The following is a 16,654-nucleotide window of genomic DNA, read 5'->3' on the forward strand; positions in this document are numbered from 1 at the left end:
ATGGAGCACATTCTGATTGTCGATGATGAAATTCAAATTACTTCAATTGTGGGAGAGCTATTACATGAAGAAGGCTACCATACAACAGTCGCCAACGATGGAATGACCGCGATAAAGTTGATCAAGGAACAGGATTTTGATTTAATCATCCTCGATATCATGATGCCTTATGTGAACGGGTTAGACGTTTGCCGTAGCGTAAGGGAATTTACGGATGTTCCGATTTTATTTGTTACCGCTCGAACAAGTATCAACGACCAAATTAATGGGCTAAACATAGGAGGAGATGACTACATAAACAAACCGTTTACCCATGAACAGCTGCTTGCTAGAATCAAAACCCATTTAAGGCGGGAAAAACGGAAACAACAACCAACAGATGAACTTGTCTATGGAAAAATAACACTTGACCGGCGGACAAATGAGCTCCGCTATGGCGAAACCCCATTGTTGCTCACAAACAAAGAGTTTAAAATTATGGAAATGTTAATGAGCAATCCAAAACAAGTCTTTTCGAAAGACCATTTATACGAAACGATTTGGGGAGTAGAAGCGACTGGACAATCACACACTGTGACTGAACATATCCGAAATATCCGGATACGCATTCATAAGGTCGATCCAATGGCAAACCTGATCCATACCGTGTGGGGAGTGGGCTATAAACTTGAATAAAAAAAGAACGACCATTAAACAGCAAATCCGATTAACAATAGCCAAGACGATTTTATTAAGTTTCTTCGCTACCATCATTGTCGTTTTGGCAAGTTGGGCGATTGTCATGAGCATCGATGACCGCTATTATGCCAATTACTATGAGAGCCAAGTCCCCAAAATAACCGATGAAGTGCAAAGTTTGAATCGAGAGCTCGTCGATTCACAAGTGTTGGGGGCACAACAACTAGAAAAGGCCATTCCCACCCCAGGAATGGAATATCAAGTGCTAGACGAACAAGGAACATTCTTGTACGGTTCATTTTCCGCTAACGTCAACACGGAAGACGTCCATTTGCTAAATAAGGTCAACAAATCATTTTTGGAAGATAACACCGCCACAACGTTTATCCCGATTGTCGACCAAAATGGTTCATTTGCTGGCAGCGTCGTACTTCAATATAAGCTAGAATCAGAAGTCGAAGCCTTATTTAATATTTTTTTTGTTTGCCTGTTCCTCACGCCATTTTTCTTTATTATGATCTTTACCTATTATTATGCGAGCAAACTAGGAAAAAACTATTACGCAAGGATCCAAAAGTTGATTGTCGCGACAGATTTGGTCCGAAAGCAAAATTTAGATTTTGAAATCGAGGCCGACGGAAATGATGAAATCACCAAACTTTCGACTTCCTTCAATATAATGAAACAAGCGTTGCAAGACTCCCTTTATCAGCAATGGAACTTGGAAAAAAACCGTTCTGAGTTTATTTCCTCTGTCTCCCATGACTTAAAAACGCCATTGACGATCATGAAAGCAAACGCGCAAATGTTGGAGAGAAAGATAAAGGATGATCGGAACAAAACATATATTGCTAATATGATTGGCGAAATTGAGCGGACGGAAAACCTCGTACAAGAGCTTGATACAAAAATGAACGACGAAGAGTCTTTTTTTGCCATTGAAATAAAAACCGTCGAACCAGGTCATTTTTTTAAAACTGAATTTGCAAAGTACAAAGATTTTGTTCAAAACGAAGGACTGGAGTTTCACACTTCCGTTCTCGACTACAGAAAAAAAGCGAACACGATTCAGATAGATGTGCAAAAAATAACGCAAGTGATAGACAACCTCATATCAAACAGCTTACGCTTTGCTGAACCATATGATGGGCATATTGATTGTCACGCAGAATGCCATGACGATTACGTAAAAGTGACTGTAAGCGACAATGGAAAAGGCTTCACTGAATCAGACTTGCATTACGTCTTTCAAAAATTTTACCAGAATAACGATAGTGCTGACCCTCATAAAGGACTTGGGCTTTACATCGTCAAACACATAATCGAAAAACATGGCGGAAACGTTCAAGCATGGAATGACAAAGGCGCAGTGGTTTCCTTTCAGTTACCTGCTGTCCCGAAAAACAGCCACTAGCATTTTGCGCTAGTGGCACTTCACGCTTTCGTTTTGTAAAATAAATCAAGCTTCCTTCATAGCAGTCGGACTTAGATCGGGACAGGTCAAATAAAGTGGGAGAAATCCGAAAATAACATACACTTGTCAAATAAGTCGAACAGAAAGTTCTTTTGACCTCATCTTAATGCATGAATCGACTTTACCTCGTACAAACATGTGATTTTCTATGTAATAAAAGAAAATAGGCCTTAACAGGCTGTTTAAGATCTTTATGTTACTGTTTTGCCTGTGTCTTTTAATTGGGCACATCGATAAGCTTAGGGCTGGCTAAAATGCCATACTAGAAAATTGAGTCATGTTTAAAGGGCCTCCATGGCCAACATAAATAGTATGCAACTCCTGCTTTTGTAGACTCTGAATGCTTTTCTTTTCTATGTGTTTGTTGTTAACAAAGTAGTGTAGATTTGGTTTCGTTCTATTTATTAAGCCGCCTAGAGATCCACCCATTAAAAGGTCGCCAATAATAGCTACCTTGTTTTCTAAGAACACGGAGATGGAACCATTTGTGTGTCCAGGGGTAGAAATAATTTCACCTGATACACCATAAGGGACTAAGGAAATGTTCTTGTCGATGACGATATCTGCTTTATACCCTTCTTCCGTTTTTGTTTCAAAAAACGGTAAAATCATCTTGCCAAATTTGTTTCTGCCGTATAAAGACGAGATGATTCCTTGCTCCATATCGCTTGCATCTTCTTTATGAATTAATACAGGAGCTGCAATTTTCTTTGTAAGTTCTTTAACTGAACCATAATGATCAATATGAGCATGAGTAATAATGATTAAAGAAATATCATCTTTAGAAATTCCCTCATCTTGTAATGCGTTTAAAATTCTAGGAACATTCCCTTTTCCACCGGTATCCACAATGATCGAGCGCTTATCTTTAATAATATAAGTGTTTGAACCTTTTGTTTTAACTGGAATAACATTCAACCAGACTTCCCTCCTTTAGATATTTAAACCTCCATAGTAACAATACACATCAAATAGAGTGAAAATTATCCTTTATGAAGACTCATTATAAATGAAGAATGAATTACCTGAAAAGTTTTCATTCAAAAAAGTAAGTGATGAACCAATTTACTGTATTGTTTGATTTATTCTCTAATGATGAAAGCATGAATAAAAAGATTAGAGATTCTAGTTTGCACGATATAAATATGAGCTTGATTTTGCATTGTACATTTTGTATCGATCTTGCTACAGAAAAAGTGATTCCCATGGAATGAAATGAACCTGTGTGATACTAAGGATAAGTGAGATAATAGTAGGTTCTCCTTTTTATTTAGGAAGCTTGGGAGGTTAGTCCAATTACGAAAGTTCCTTTTCTGCGAAAGCCATAGACGACTTCCACCCGATTCTATAAACTGGAAGATGAGTAGTAAAGCCGATTTGCAGATATAAGAAAAAAACGATAACGAACGATTAATTCGTGGATATAGAGAGAAAAGCTAGTATTCTAATAAGGCAGTTGCTAGCAAAAATCGAGAAAAACAGGCATTAGCCGATACTTAAGTACTAAAAGAAGGTGGAAACAAAGTGATGAAAAACAGAATAAGCATGTGCAGTATTGTCCTAATCGCAAGCATCGTTTCCGGGTGTAGCCAGAGTGGAAGCGACGAATATATTGAAGTACAACCACAAAAAGAACAAGCTCCCGCTTTTCAGTATAGATTGCAAATTGATATTACGCCGCCCGAAGAGGGAAGCGCTTCCGAAATCATGAACAACTTAGCTGTCTATTTACAAGAATTCGACCTCGGCTATGAAGTGAAAGGAAATCGAGACGAAGACCGGTATGAACTTGATTTAGAACTGCCACGAACTGCATATCTAAGACAAGAGCCCGTACAAATGAGCGTAACAGGCGGGTTGCTAGAAAGCGAGTCTCTATATGTGAAAACGGAAGAGTGGATCGCGTTTGACAATGAACAAGGTACCTATGGGTTTATGCTGCAAACCACTCCAGATGTAGAGAATACATATTTGGAACTATCCTTTAAAGATGTCGCCTATACACCGGTTGATGTGCTTGAGCGGGATGAGCAGTATGAAACGTTGGCAAAAGAAGCAGAAGCAACGGTTAATGAAGGAGAGATTGTCTTTACCGTTGACGGCGAGCAAGCGGCAGACTATTTCAGTAAGCTCATCAAGACAAGCCTTTCATACAGCTTTCCAGGCATAGTCGAACGATCAAATGATGAAATTGAAAAAAAGCTTACAATAGGAGACGTGGAGGTCACCACCCAGATCGAGGAGGGGGTCTTGCAGCGTGAAAGTTATAGGATTCCGATAGAAGAAGACGGAGGTACATGGACAGTCGATATTCAAATTGATTACACCGACCTAGCGTATGTGGGAGAAATCGGCGAAATTGCTGACTACGAAGTGCTGTCGAAGGAAGCTTATAATGATTACATTGTAAGCGAACAGCAACGAGACCTTGAAGAATTGATCAATGCCCTTAACTAGCGCTTTGGAAATGTATAAGCCACTAGCAGGAATACGCTAGTGGCTCAAGACATTAACCATGCTAATCAAAGCAGACAATTCCTTGGTTTTTAATTGCTTCGGCACGGGCGTCGCCAATTCCTTTAATTCGTTTCATGTCATTATAAGAGGAAAAGGGCCGGAGTTGAATAATTTGTGCGGCTCGATCTGGACCAATTTCATAAATCGCTTGCAACTCAGACTCCGAAGCACTGTTGATTTTCACCGTTCCAGGCCCACAACTATCGGTACTCGCGCTTTCTGAAGACTGTGCGGTTTCCGTTTCTGTGGTAGCGGTTGCATTTCCACTATCAGTCGAGGCGCTGGCCACTTCTTCTTCCAACTTCGAGATAGCCGTTTCCTTCTCTTCAATCGTTTGCTCTTTTTCTTTGATTTTATCGTCTAATGCAGCAAGCTTGTCCTCATAATCTTCGCTGATTTCAGCAGTGATGCGTTCTTCCAGTTCTTCCTCGATCTGTTCCCGAAATTCCTCTTCCCATTCGAGTTTGGCTTCCTCTAATTGCTCTTCAATAGAATCGTCAGCTTGTACGAGCTCCAACTGCTCTTCAGACTCTTTTAACGATTCCTCTGCTTCCTCTAACGCAACAGTCAATTCTTCAATTTCTGTTTCTTTGTCTTGTACGGATGTTTCTAGGGTTTCGATTTTTTCTAGCGAACGATCTAGTTGCGCGGATTGGGCCGTTTCGGACGGAAGCGTGTTGCCAAATAAAAATGCGGTAATGATAAATGCTGGAATGCCGTACGCAAAAACGCGCTTTCTAGTTGGAAAGCGAACCAGAGCAGGCTTAATTAGCCCTAAAATGAGACCGAAAAAAGTAAGCAATAAAAATAAAAGAAATAACGTATTCAAGCTAGTTCCTCCTTTGTGGTGTAATATGGTAATTGTAACAAACTATCAGACTATCGTCATGGGTTAATTTGCGTGGGGGAAAGAGTTGGCTCATTTATGAGTTTTTAATAAAAATAAAAGGACGCGCACCTATGGGTTATTTGATGTACATTCATGTTCTATTCAGAATTTAGCATTATGTAAAAACAACTTTGAAACCATGATTATCCTATTTGAATTGTAAATCTGATTTAGTTTTAGTCGTAGACGTGTACTTTTTTAAAGGACGGTGTGTTGATATGAAAGATTTTCTTTCGAGCGCTCTTCTTATTTGTGGTTGGCTTTTTACCGCTATCAGTGCCTATCTACTGTTTTGGACAGTGGTAACTCCCTTATGGGCAATTATCCCTTTTCTTGTTTTCTTAAGTATGGGCTTGTTATGTCTTCGTATTTCTAAAAAACTAAATAATAGAAGACAATGAACGTTCTTCTATCAATAGTGGAAAATCAAGAGTAGCTAGAAAAACACTAGTTGCCCTGTTTCTCATAGCTACCTTAATCAATTGGTAGAAACTACTAGCAATACTTACTGATTTAAAGTAAACTAATGGAAAAGACCTGTGTAATAAGTCGTTGTTTTTATTTAGTATTTTAGCTGATTGTCTGGTAAGGAAATTATGTAAAGCCAAAGCTTGAATTCAAGAATATACTAAAAAGAAACAAGGAGAACTGCGATGCAAGGAACTGACCGTACTGTGATGATGCATTTTCCTAATAGTCAACAAGCATCTTCATTAAAAATTATTCAAGAACCAACTAGTCAAATTCGTGCGTTTTACTTTAAAAAAAGTTTGTTGGCACAAGTGGAAGAACTTGAGTATGCAAACAATTACGCTATTTATTTTCTATTTTCCGATTTAGAAAATCCTAGTGTATACATTGGTCAATCAACCCAAGGCATTAAACGACTGAGAGACCATTTACGAGAAAAAGATTTTTGGCAATACGGGATCTTATTTGTAACTGATAATAACAGCTTTGATAAGCTGGCCATTGACTTTCTAGAACATCAATTTATTCAACTATTTAAACGCTCGTCCTTTATTGTTGAAAACCGTGACCTACGTAATACAAAACCGACAATTAATTGGTTTGCCCATGCAACCATGAATACATTTACGAATCAAATTACATTTCTTCTAGAAGCGCTTGGCGTTTCTATTCAAGAAGAAGAGAAAGAAAACGACCGGAAGCTTTTTCCTGCTGAAGGAGAACGAGAGGCTTCTTTATACATACATGATGGACAGTTCTTCTTAACAAAAGGCTCAATCCTTCATCGTCCCCAGGAACGTCTGAAAAACTGGAATGATCAAGGAAAACTTTATTATAAGCTGAATGCACGGATTGACCAGCTAATCGATGTAAAACAAGCAGAGGTGATTGACGGAGGAACCGTACGTCTTCTTCAGGATGTCGTCTGCTCAAGTCCTAGTGCAGCAGCCGATTTGTGCAGTGGGACTTCTAGAAATGGGTGGACGTTTTGGAGGGGACTGAAGAAGGAGAGAAGGGAAGAATTTTAGTGGATCTATTTATGGTCGCTTTCACAGCCAAGTAAACAATGCGTTAAAGTCTAATTATTATAGAAGAAAGGAAATCCTGATTTTTTATATAAATGCCGTACCTCTATACGTACAACCCCCACCCCTGTTCTCGTTTACAATCAAGTAAACGAGACTTTTTAATGAGGTGATCCCATGCAATCCCGTCAACAGCTCATTCCTGACCTCCTCACAGAAGCCGCCTATCAAATCAGCACAACATTCCAAGCAGCCAGGCAAAACATTATCACCATGAGTTCATACAACGCTCAAGAAGCCAACATATACGCCTTGCTCCAGCAACGAATCCATGCTAACTACCCAACCGACATTCTCTGTTTCCCACACCAAGACATTCCCATCAGCAGCAAGCATCCAATATGGCTCATATCCCTTCATCCATGCCAACATGAGCTACCATACCAAACAGACGTTTATGTCTTATCGATAGCACTCGCCCGAAACAGGGAACTTTATTGTTCTTATATTTATGATGTTTCACGAAAAAAGCTATACCGTGCGGTGAAGAGAGACGGCGCTTTTCTAAATGAACGACAATTACGACGGGAGGAAGTTATGCCGTTAAATGAAGCGGTTTTGCGGATTAAAGCAGACTATCTCGACGCAAGGAATAAGAAGGTTGTGGCAAATAAGAGGGTAGGTGTTGCAGATCTGTCAACGGCTTTGGAAATTTGCTGCGTTGCAGAAGGGGAAACCGATCTGTTTATGTCTATGAGCGAACGTCCTCATGCGTTTGCAGCAGCAAGCCTCATCGCAGAAGAAGCGGGAGTAAGGTTGATGACGGTGGAAGGCAAGCCCTTGCGTTGGTACAAAGAAAGCGGCCTTTGGTTTGGGGTAGTTTGAATGAGTTACACACATAAAGATGCGTCTAATCATGTCTAAACTTGGTATACTGAATGAAAAACATAGGAGGAGTGAAGTGTGTCAGTATTCCATAGAGTTGATCATTTAACACATTTCCGAAAGAAGTCTCCCTCTTCAAGCGTGTGAAGGGCGTAGCCCAACGTAAGGGGGAGATTTAGATGAATCTCGGTTGGGCGATAGCCGAAAAGCGTGTCATATGGTATGATAGGAACATACATTCGATAAAGCGAGGTGATTTGATATGGCCAAACGAAATAAAGCGTATAAGTTTCGATTATATCCAACAGATGAACAGGCTTTGCTTATACGTAAAACCTTCGGATGTGTTCGCTTCGTCTATAACAAGATGTTAGCGGAACGAGAAGAGACGTATGCGTTACGGAAAGAGGATAAAGATGTCTTAAAAAAGGTCAAGCCCCCGACTCCTGCCAAGTACAAAAAAGAGTATGAGTGGTTGAAAGAAGTAGACTCATTAGCGTTAGCGAACGCACAACTTAATTTGGATAAGGCATATAAAGCCTTCTTCAAAGGAAATGCTAAGTTCCCAACATTCAAAAGGAAGCGTCATAAACAAAGTTACACAACCAATATCGTAAATGGGAATATTCAATTGTTGGGTCGCCATATCAAATTACCTAAAGTAAAAATGGTCAAAATCAGACAACATCGAGAAATCCCTGCAGATCACAAAATCAAATCGTGCACGATTTCGATGACTTCATCCGGAAAATACTATATTTCCATTCTTACAGAGTATGAGAAGGAGATTGAAAGTAAAGAAATTAAAAAAGTGGTTGGATTAGATTTTGCGATGAACGGGTTATTTGTCGATAGCGAAGGGAAGAAAGCCAATTACCCACGTTTCTATCGTCAAATGCTGGATCGATTAGCAAAAGAACAACGCAAACTATCCCGTAAGAAAAAAGGTTCTTCGAATTGGCACAAACAACGGATTCGAGTAGCCAACATTCATGAAAAAGTCGCCAATCAACGTAGAAACTTTCTTCACCATCAATCAAAGGAATTAGTAGCTAACTTTGATGCTGTTGTGATTGAAGATCTAAATATGAAAGGGAGGTCACAAGCACTGAAGTTTGGCAAAAGTGTAGTGGATAATGGGTGGGGAATGTTCACTTCTTTCTTGAAATACAAGCTAAACGAACAAGGGAAACAACTGATCAAAATCGATAAATGGTTTCCATCTACAAAAACTTGTTCGAGTTGTGGTTCAGTAAGAGAGATAACTTTATCGGAACGCACCTATCAATGTACTTGTGGACTAACTCTAGATAGAGACTACAACTCTGCACTAAACATCAAAAAAGAAGGGATTCGCTTATTAGCCACTGCCTAATGAATCGATAAACTCTTGGGACAAGAGGGTTAGCTTGGTCCATTTCGTCAGCTACCAAAAGGGGCGATTACCCAAGAAGCCCCCGCTTCAAGCAACCTGCAAGGGTGATAAGTGGTGGGTAGTTCACAGTAGAAGACCGAATATCGTACTATGAAACGCTTGACTTAGCAGGAGCCAATGGGGATTGCCAACCTTTTATTAAGATGGTTGTTGAGTTAGAGGAAGCGAGCCTTCAGCAGTATTTGGCGTTGTTGCCATAGGGGCTGAAATTAGCTTCATATTTATTTGGATATTAGGTGGGTATGTTATAATGAATCCAACCAGGACTGAATGGACAATCCTTTTGAATGGACGAGCGCTTATCGTTAGAAGCTGCATACAAATGAAAAAGGAGCCTTAAAATGGATAATGAACTACGAGATATTTTAATGGGAATCAGCGGCGATATCAAGGGCATGAGAATGGAACTGGCAGGTTTAGCTAGCAAAGTCGATCAATTGGAGGAAAAAGTCAATCGTTTGGAAACGAAAGTCGATCATTTTGAATTGCGTTTTGACAACGTCGAGCTGGAATTAAAAGAGATTCGAAAAGAACTGGCACAGGTAGAAAAAGTGAAAAACGGCCAGATCCTTATGAATCAAAAAATATTTGATATAGAAACGTGGAAGCTTGAAATTGAAAAGCGGTTGAATAAGTTGGAAACAAAAAAAATATAAAAAGAATTACATGCGAAGGGAAGCAGATGCACAAAACATCTGCTTTTTTCTCGTTACGCATCCTCCCCTCTAAAATCTTCACCATATTCATGCGGGTATGGTAGACAAAAAGGTTGCCCATTTGCCTGCTTGGTTTAGCTACCTTCCTGAAACATCTCAATCCCATCCCGACGTTCGTTTTCTTGATAAGGAATGCCCTGGCGTTCTCTAAGATCGGACATTGCTTTATCGAAATTATAGGAACGAATCACTCAATTTTAGTGTGATACGGTTGTTAAACTAAGCCATCTTGTCCTCTTTGTCATAGCGTATATGGAGGTGATGATTAGATGGCAAATAAACTATTGGTATTTGCAGATACTGGGATCGATGATGCGATGGCGATTATTTACGCATTGCAGCATCCAGATGTAGAACTGGCGGGTATTGTAGGTGATTTTGGCAATGTAAGCCGCGATCAGGCATTGCGCAATGCATCGTATTTGCTAAGTTTGGCCGATCGGAAAGGGGTTCCGGTTATTGCTGGAGCGACTCGAGCGCTAAATGGAGAAGAACCGGAATTCTTCCCGGATATTCATGGAGAAGAAGGTCTTGGGCCGATTAGGCCGCCCATTCCAGCAGAGCGTTATGCGAATCGAACCAATTTTAGCCGCTTGTTTCAAGTGATTAAAGAGAATCCAAATGAAATAACCATTGTCGTTCTCGGTCGTTGCACGACGCTGGCAATGGCTTGGATGATTAATCCTGCCGTTATGAAACGGGTGAAAGCAACGTTTCTCATGGGAGGCGCATTTTTAGTGCCGGGAAATGAGACTGAATTAGCGGAAGCCAATTTTTTAGGAGATGCCACTGCCGCCAATTTTGTTTGCACACATGCGCCAAATGTAACCATTGTGCCGTTGAATGTGACGAGGGATGCGTTGCTAACGCCAGCCGACGTCAATTTGATTGACTCTAAAGCAACGACGCCATTGCTTCGTACTATTAAGCCGATGCTTGACTTTTATTATGAGTCTTATCAAGTTCTCGAACCTGGTATTCAGGGAACGCCGCAGCATGATCTCACTGCATTGATGGCTGCAATCGACGTCCCGAATTTGTTAGACTATAAACGGCGCAACGTTCAGGTTGAAGATCAAGGCCGATACTCATCTGGACTAAGTGTCGCTGATTTTCGCCCTGCCTCAGCCGCATGCAGTGGACCTTACTGCCCACGTATAGCTGTTCATCTAGATTTTTCTGTTTTTCGGACAAATGTGCTTGATATTTTAACAAGAAGCTAAAGCAGCCCAGCCAACAAATCGTTGCTAGGCATTACGCGTTCTTCTATTCCAAAAATCAACGTCTATTGTGTTGAAAAAGTGTCACTTACATCCCAAGCTCTGATCCTTTTTCAGCTAGAGATGCTTTCTTATAGAGAGGGAAGGGATGCAAATGCTGTTCGATCAATTAAAAGGTTTGGGATTGATAGGGGCGTTGTAAATCGAAGTGGAAAACAGCTAGAGACACGGTCGAGGAGATCCGAGCTGACTTGAACCCTTTTTTTACCCTTCCTTGCAGCCGCATCTCCTCTCATGTTTTCATTTCGGTGGACAAGAGCTTTTTGAAAATGAGTGGCATCATTCAAACAAACGATTTGCCCATTCCAGAGTCTAAAGCACTTCTACGTTTACCGTCTGTAGTCAATTGTGGATAACCATTCAATGAAAGAAATAGTCATTGACAAACAAGCACTTCCGTCATATATTATCTGTAACCGGTTACATGTGTTAGGAGAATGAGTATGACGACAATTAAGGATGTAGCGAAATACGCTAAGGTTTCCGTGGCGACCGTCTCGCGCGTGTTAAACCAAAAAGGCTATGTCAGCAAAGAAGCTGAACAGGCTGTGAAGACAGCTATTGAAACGTTAAATTATAAACCAAACGCTGTAGCGCGTACACTTTATCATAAAACATCAGGAATGATTGGGTTGCTTGTCCCTGATATAGCAAACCCTTTTTTCCCCGAACTTGCCCGAGCGATTGAAGATGTGGCACTCAAGAAAGGGTATACGGTTGTGCTGTGCAATACCGATAACGAGTTAAAAAAAGAGCAACATTATGTCCACGCTCTTCAACAAAAGTATGTAGACGGGCTTATTTTAGCGACCGGCACTGGGACGTCTGAACACTATGAGACACTTGACTTACCTGTAGTTGCGCTGGATCGTTTTGTTAGCGCCAACATTCCGACTGTCGTATCTGAAAACAAAAATGGGGCAAAGGCTGCTACGGAGCACTTAATAGAACAAGGTTGTGCATTTATAGCTCATTTGCGTGGACCGAAAGGACTGAATCCTGCTGATGAAAGATACGAAGGGTTTAAAGAAGTCGTTGAAGCGAATGGAATTGCCCATATCATCGTGGAGACGGGCTTTCAAATAGAGCAAGCGGAAGAAGTGGTTCGTGCTTTGCTTGAAAAACACCCGACGATTGATGGTATTTTTACAAGCAGTGATGTGGCAGCGGCTGGAGCGATGAAAGCAGCTCATACATTAAAACGCTCGATTCCAGAAGACTTACAAATTGTAGGCTTTGATGGCATTTTATTTGGCAATATGTTGGTGCCATCGTTAACAACGGTACAACAGCCGATATACGAGATGGGCGAACTGGCGATACAACTATTGGTGCAACTAATAGAAAAAAGGTCTTTGCAGTCGTATTGGCATGAACTGCCGACGACTTTAACCATACGAGGAACAACAAAAGGAGGTGGTGCCTAGTGGTTAAACGAAAAGTGGCTGTCATTGGTAGCATTAACATGGATATGGTGACGAGTACGGACCATGTGCCAGCTCAAGGAGAAACCGTAATGGGAAAGGGCTTTAAAACAGTGCCTGGTGGTAAAGGGGCAAATCAAGCTGTGGCTGCAGCTAGGCTTGGTGCTGACGTCCGCATGATAGGGCGTGTTGGCGATGATGCTTTTGGCGAGCTGCTAAAGCAGGGGCTTCAAGATGAAGGTGTTTGTGTGGATCATGTGGAACCCGTTACACACTGTAGTTCCGGAGTAGCTACGATTCTGCTTTCAGATGGGGATAACCGAATTATTGTCACAGCTGGAGCAAATGAATATGTGAACGAAGCATTTTTATCCACATGTGAAGAAGTGATTGCAGACAGTGATATTGTGTTGATTCAATTGGAAATTCCGTTAAAAGCAGTTGAGTATGCAATTGCCCTTTGTAAGAAACATCAAGTACCGGTCATTCTTAATCCAGCGCCAGCACAGAAGTTATCGCAACAAACGTATGAGAATAGTACATGGATTACGCCTAATGAGTCAGAGCAGGCACAGTTGTTTGCAAATACGAATGTTCATTTAAAAGAGAAACTAATTGTTACCCAAGGCGCTGCTGGCGTGATATGGACAGAGAATGGGGTGGAACAACGTATTGCTGGTCATCGCGTTATGCCAGTAGATACAACAGGTGCAGGTGATACCTTTAACGGCGCACTGGCTGTTGCGCTTGCAAGCGGAAAGCCAATGCGAGAGGCGGTGATGTACGCTAATGCAGCGGCAGCGTTATCGGTACAGTCATTTGGCGCTCAGGGCGGGATGCCGAGTAAAGAAGAGGTGGCTGCTTTTCTGTTGGAAAGACAGTAGTGTCTTTTTGCAGGAAGGATCAACCTATCAAGCATTCAGGAGGATCAACCATGAAGAAATTAGGCATCTTAAATCGTGATATTGCCAGGGTGCTTGCGTCACTAGGGCATACAGACCAGATCGTCATAGCAGATTGCGGATTACCAATACCGTCTGGCGTTGAATGCATCGATCTTTCCATTAGGTTAGGTGTACCCAATTTTGTTGATGTTCTAACAGAAGTATTGGCAGATATGGAAGTAGAGTCAATGATGGCGGCAACAGAAGTTAGAACAGAAAGCCCGTCCATTCATCAGGAACTGGAAAACAGGCAAATATCCATTCGTTATTTGCCTCATGATGAATTGAAAGCGGAAACAAGTAAAGCGAAAGCAATCATCCGTACAGGGGAATGTGCACCATACGCCAATGTCATCTTACGCGCAGGGGTTATTTTCTAAAGAAGAGGTGTGGCTATGATTGTTGAAATGAGCCAGATAAGCAAGTCATTTAGTGGAAACCACGTGTTGAAAAATGTGTCCTTCACGCTTGAAAAAGGAGAAATTCACGCGTTAATGGGCGAGAATGGTGCTGGTAAGTCTACCCTTATGAAAATTTTAACGGGCATTTATCCAAGGGATGAAGGGGTTGTCCGTGTGAAAGGGAAGGAGGTTGCCTACACGCACCCAAAAGAGGCGGAAAAAGACGGAATTGCTGTCATTCATCAAGAACTCAATATTTTGCCGGAGCTGTCAGTTGCAGAGAATTTGTTTCTTGGCAATGAATACACCGTTGGAAAAACGGGTTGGCTTAAAACAAAAAAAATGAACGAATATGCTGAACAACAGCTGGCCGAGCTTGGTCTTAAAGTAAAAGCTTCGGACCGGGCAGGTGCTTTATCGGTCGGAAAGCAGCAATTGATTGAAATTGCCAAAGCCCTTATGACAAATGCAGACATTATCATTATGGACGAGCCAACAGCAGCGCTAACAGACCGGGAAATTGATACATTGTTTACTGTTATTCGTGGCTTGCAGGAGAAAGGTGTGACTTTCGTTTATATATCGCATCGAATGGAAGAAATCTTCTCCTTGTGCCAACGTATTACAGTCCTTCGTGATGGAAACTATGTGAGCACGAAAGTCATTGCCGAGACGAGTTTTGATGAGATCGTCAAATTAATGGTCGGTCGGGAGCTTGGAGGTCGCTACCCTGATCATGATTTAGAACCAGGTGCGGTAAAACTCGCCGTAAAAAATGTGAGTAGAAAAAATGAATTTGAAAGCGTTACCTTTGAGGTGCGGGAAGGTGAAATCTTTGGTATTGCTGGTTTGATGGGGGCGGGGCGCTCAGAAGTGGTGGAAAGCATTTTTGGCTATCGGCATTTGCATAGTGGCACGATTGAAATCGATCAAAAACCAGTTGTATTTAAACGACCGGTTGATGCAATTGAGAATGGTATTGCCTTTGTGCCAGAAGACCGAAAAACAAAAGGACTTATCGTTAATTTTTCAGTTCGGGACAATCTCTCCATAACGAACTTAGCAACCGTTTCTTCGGGAAGCATGATGTCTTTTACAAAAGAACAGGCTCTTTATCAAGAACTTGTAAAGAAGTTAGGTGTTCGTACCTCTGGACCACACCAAAAAGCGAAATCACTGAGTGGAGGAAACCAGCAAAAAGTGGTTATCGCTAAATGGCTAGGTATGAAGCCGAAAGTGCTCATTTTGGATGAACCAACTCGGGGCGTTGATGTAGGTGCGAAAAAAGAGATCTATACAATTATGAATGAACTGGCCAAGCAAGGTGTGGCAATTATAATGGTTTCTTCAGAACTGCCGGAAATTATCGGCATGAGCACACGCGTTGCCGTGATGTTTGAAGGCAAATTAATGAAAGTACTTGACCGCAATGAGTTATCAGAAGAAACGATTATGCACTATGCGACGGGAGGAGACAAACATGTTCACCAATAAACGAGTCAAGGCATTAACAGCGACGCTTGGCCCATTTATCGGCCTTTTCCTTATCATATTGATTATTAGCATTTTAAACCCAGGGTTTTTATCAGCACCGAATCTCCTCAATGTCCTTCGGCAAGTATCCATTAATGCGCTCATTGCATTTGGAATGACGTTTGTCATTTTGACAGGTGGGATTGATTTATCAGTTGGTGCAATTCTTGCTTTTTCTGGAGCGGTCACTGCAACCTTACTTTCGTCAGGGATGGACCCGATCTTAGCGATCTTAATTGGATTGCTTGTTGGAGCAGCACTTGGTGCAATAAATGGCATAATCATTGCAAAAGGAAAAGTAGCACCATTTATTGCGACACTGGCGACGATGACGATTTACCGCGGCGCGACCTTAATGTTTACAGATGGCAGGCCTGTATCAAACTTAGGTGATTCTACATTGTTCCAAATGCTTGGAGGCGGCTACTTTTTTGGAATTCCAATGCCGGCGATTACGATGATGATTAGCTTTGTTATCTTGTACTTGATTTTAAAGAAAACCACATTTGGCCGTCGCGTATATGCAGTTGGTGGCAATGAGGAAGCATCGATTCTATCAGGCATCAAAGTCGACCGAATTAAGATTTACGTATACTCTCTGACTGGATTTTTGGCAGCCGTTGCTGGTGTGATTTTAACGTCGAGGCTAAATTCAGCTCAACCAACGGCTGGCACGATGTACGAACTCGACGCGATTGCTGCGGTTGTGCTCGGGGGAACGAGTTTAACAGGAGGAAAAGGGTGGATTGTCGGCACGCTTATTGGTGCGTTAATCATAGGAGTGTTGAATAATGGGTTGAATTTGCTTGGTGTCAGCTCTTTTTTTCAGCAAGTGGTTAAAGGCAGTGTCATTTTACTTGCAGTCTTGCTTGATCGTAGAAAAACAGCTTAAGGAGTTTTGGTTTTAGGATGGCTCTTAACCTATCAATATCAGTTGGTGTTTATGTCAGGAGCTAGCTTAACTTTATAGAGGGAGGATTTA

Annotated in this window: 15 protein-coding genes; 13 read left to right on the forward strand and 2 right to left on the reverse strand. The window is 41.4% G+C overall.

Translation table 11 applies throughout. The features are described from left to right. Together BC8716_RS09830 and BC8716_RS09835 are read left to right on the forward strand one after the other, a co-directional pair. Complete coding sequence (locus BC8716_RS09830; RefSeq protein ID WP_094425261.1) at window positions 1–675, forward strand: response regulator transcription factor; 675 nt, start codon at window positions 1–3, stop codon at window positions 673–675. Continuing rightward, on the forward strand, window positions 668–2,092 hold the full coding sequence (locus BC8716_RS09835; protein WP_094425263.1) for a sensor histidine kinase: 1,425 nt from the start codon (window positions 668–670) through the stop codon (window positions 2,090–2,092). The genes BC8716_RS09830 and BC8716_RS09835 overlap by 8 nt, the downstream gene beginning before the upstream one ends. A gap of 309 nt (window positions 2,093–2,401) precedes the next feature. On the opposite strand, the gene BC8716_RS09840 is transcribed toward BC8716_RS09835, so the two are convergent. Further along, window positions 2,402–3,070 carry an MBL fold metallo-hydrolase gene (locus tag BC8716_RS09840; RefSeq protein ID WP_094425265.1) on the reverse strand — a complete coding sequence of 223 codons (669 nt, stop codon included), beginning with the start codon at window positions 3,068–3,070 and terminating at the stop codon, window positions 2,402–2,404. A 609-nt stretch (window positions 3,071–3,679) separates the two neighbouring features. Between BC8716_RS09840 and BC8716_RS09845 the strand changes: the two genes are divergently transcribed. Next, a complete protein-coding gene (locus BC8716_RS09845) occupies window positions 3,680–4,609 on the forward strand; it encodes a hypothetical protein (protein WP_094425267.1) in 930 nt (309 codons plus the stop codon). A gap of 61 nt (window positions 4,610–4,670) precedes the next feature. Here BC8716_RS09845 and BC8716_RS09850 read toward each other — a convergent pair whose 3' ends face one another. Further along, window positions 4,671–5,498: a ComEA family DNA-binding protein gene (locus BC8716_RS09850; RefSeq protein ID WP_157730396.1), complete on the reverse strand. Its 828-nt coding sequence runs from the start codon at window positions 5,496–5,498 to the stop codon at window positions 4,671–4,673. Between the two features lie 713 nt (window positions 5,499–6,211). On the opposite strand from BC8716_RS09850, the gene BC8716_RS09860 reads away from it, so the two are divergent. The 10 genes from BC8716_RS09860 to BC8716_RS09905 all read left to right on the forward strand — a co-directional run bounded on the left by BC8716_RS09860 (window position 6,212) and on the right by BC8716_RS09905 (window position 16,564). After that, a complete protein-coding gene (locus BC8716_RS09860; protein ID WP_094425273.1) occupies window positions 6,212–7,057 on the forward strand; it encodes a GIY-YIG nuclease family protein in 846 nt (281 codons plus the stop codon). Window positions 7,058–7,231: 174 nt separating this feature from the next. Then, complete coding sequence (locus BC8716_RS09865; RefSeq protein ID WP_094425275.1) at window positions 7,232–7,939, forward strand: inositol monophosphatase family protein; 708 nt, start codon at window positions 7,232–7,234, stop codon at window positions 7,937–7,939. Window positions 7,940–8,201: 262 nt separating this feature from the next. Further along, window positions 8,202–9,314 (forward strand): RNA-guided endonuclease TnpB family protein, encoded by a 1,113-nt coding sequence (locus BC8716_RS09870; protein WP_094425277.1) that lies wholly within the window; start codon window positions 8,202–8,204, stop codon window positions 9,312–9,314. 401 nt (window positions 9,315–9,715) lie between these two features. Next, window positions 9,716–10,030 (forward strand): BAR domain-containing protein, encoded by a 315-nt coding sequence (locus tag BC8716_RS09875; protein ID WP_094425279.1) that lies wholly within the window; start codon window positions 9,716–9,718, stop codon window positions 10,028–10,030. A 329-nt stretch (window positions 10,031–10,359) separates the two neighbouring features. Continuing rightward, window positions 10,360–11,313: a nucleoside hydrolase gene (locus tag BC8716_RS09880; protein WP_094425281.1), complete on the forward strand. Its 954-nt coding sequence runs from the start codon at window positions 10,360–10,362 to the stop codon at window positions 11,311–11,313. Window positions 11,314–11,813: 500 nt separating this feature from the next. Continuing rightward, window positions 11,814–12,797, forward strand: coding sequence for a LacI family DNA-binding transcriptional regulator (locus tag BC8716_RS09885; RefSeq protein ID WP_094425282.1), 984 nt, complete (start codon window positions 11,814–11,816; stop codon window positions 12,795–12,797). Next, window positions 12,797–13,678, forward strand: a complete 882-nt coding sequence (rbsK, locus tag BC8716_RS09890) for a ribokinase (protein ID WP_011248386.1) — start codon at window positions 12,797–12,799, stop codon at window positions 13,676–13,678. The genes BC8716_RS09885 and rbsK overlap by 1 nt, the downstream gene beginning before the upstream one ends. Before the next feature lie 50 nt (window positions 13,679–13,728). After that, on the forward strand, window positions 13,729–14,118 hold the full coding sequence (gene rbsD, locus BC8716_RS09895; protein ID WP_094425284.1) for a D-ribose pyranase: 390 nt from the start codon (window positions 13,729–13,731) through the stop codon (window positions 14,116–14,118). A 15-nt stretch (window positions 14,119–14,133) separates the two neighbouring features. Continuing rightward, window positions 14,134–15,633 (forward strand): sugar ABC transporter ATP-binding protein, encoded by a 1,500-nt coding sequence (locus BC8716_RS09900; protein ID WP_094425286.1) that lies wholly within the window; start codon window positions 14,134–14,136, stop codon window positions 15,631–15,633. Then, window positions 15,599–16,564: an ABC transporter permease subunit gene (locus tag BC8716_RS09905; RefSeq protein ID WP_406550704.1), complete on the forward strand. Its 966-nt coding sequence runs from the start codon at window positions 15,599–15,601 to the stop codon at window positions 16,562–16,564. The genes BC8716_RS09900 and BC8716_RS09905 overlap by 35 nt, the downstream gene beginning before the upstream one ends. Window positions 16,565–16,654: the final 90 nt, after the last annotated feature.

Source organism: Shouchella clausii (assembly GCF_002250115.1).
GTDB lineage: Bacteria > Bacillota > Bacilli > Bacillales > Bacillaceae_D > Shouchella > Shouchella clausii.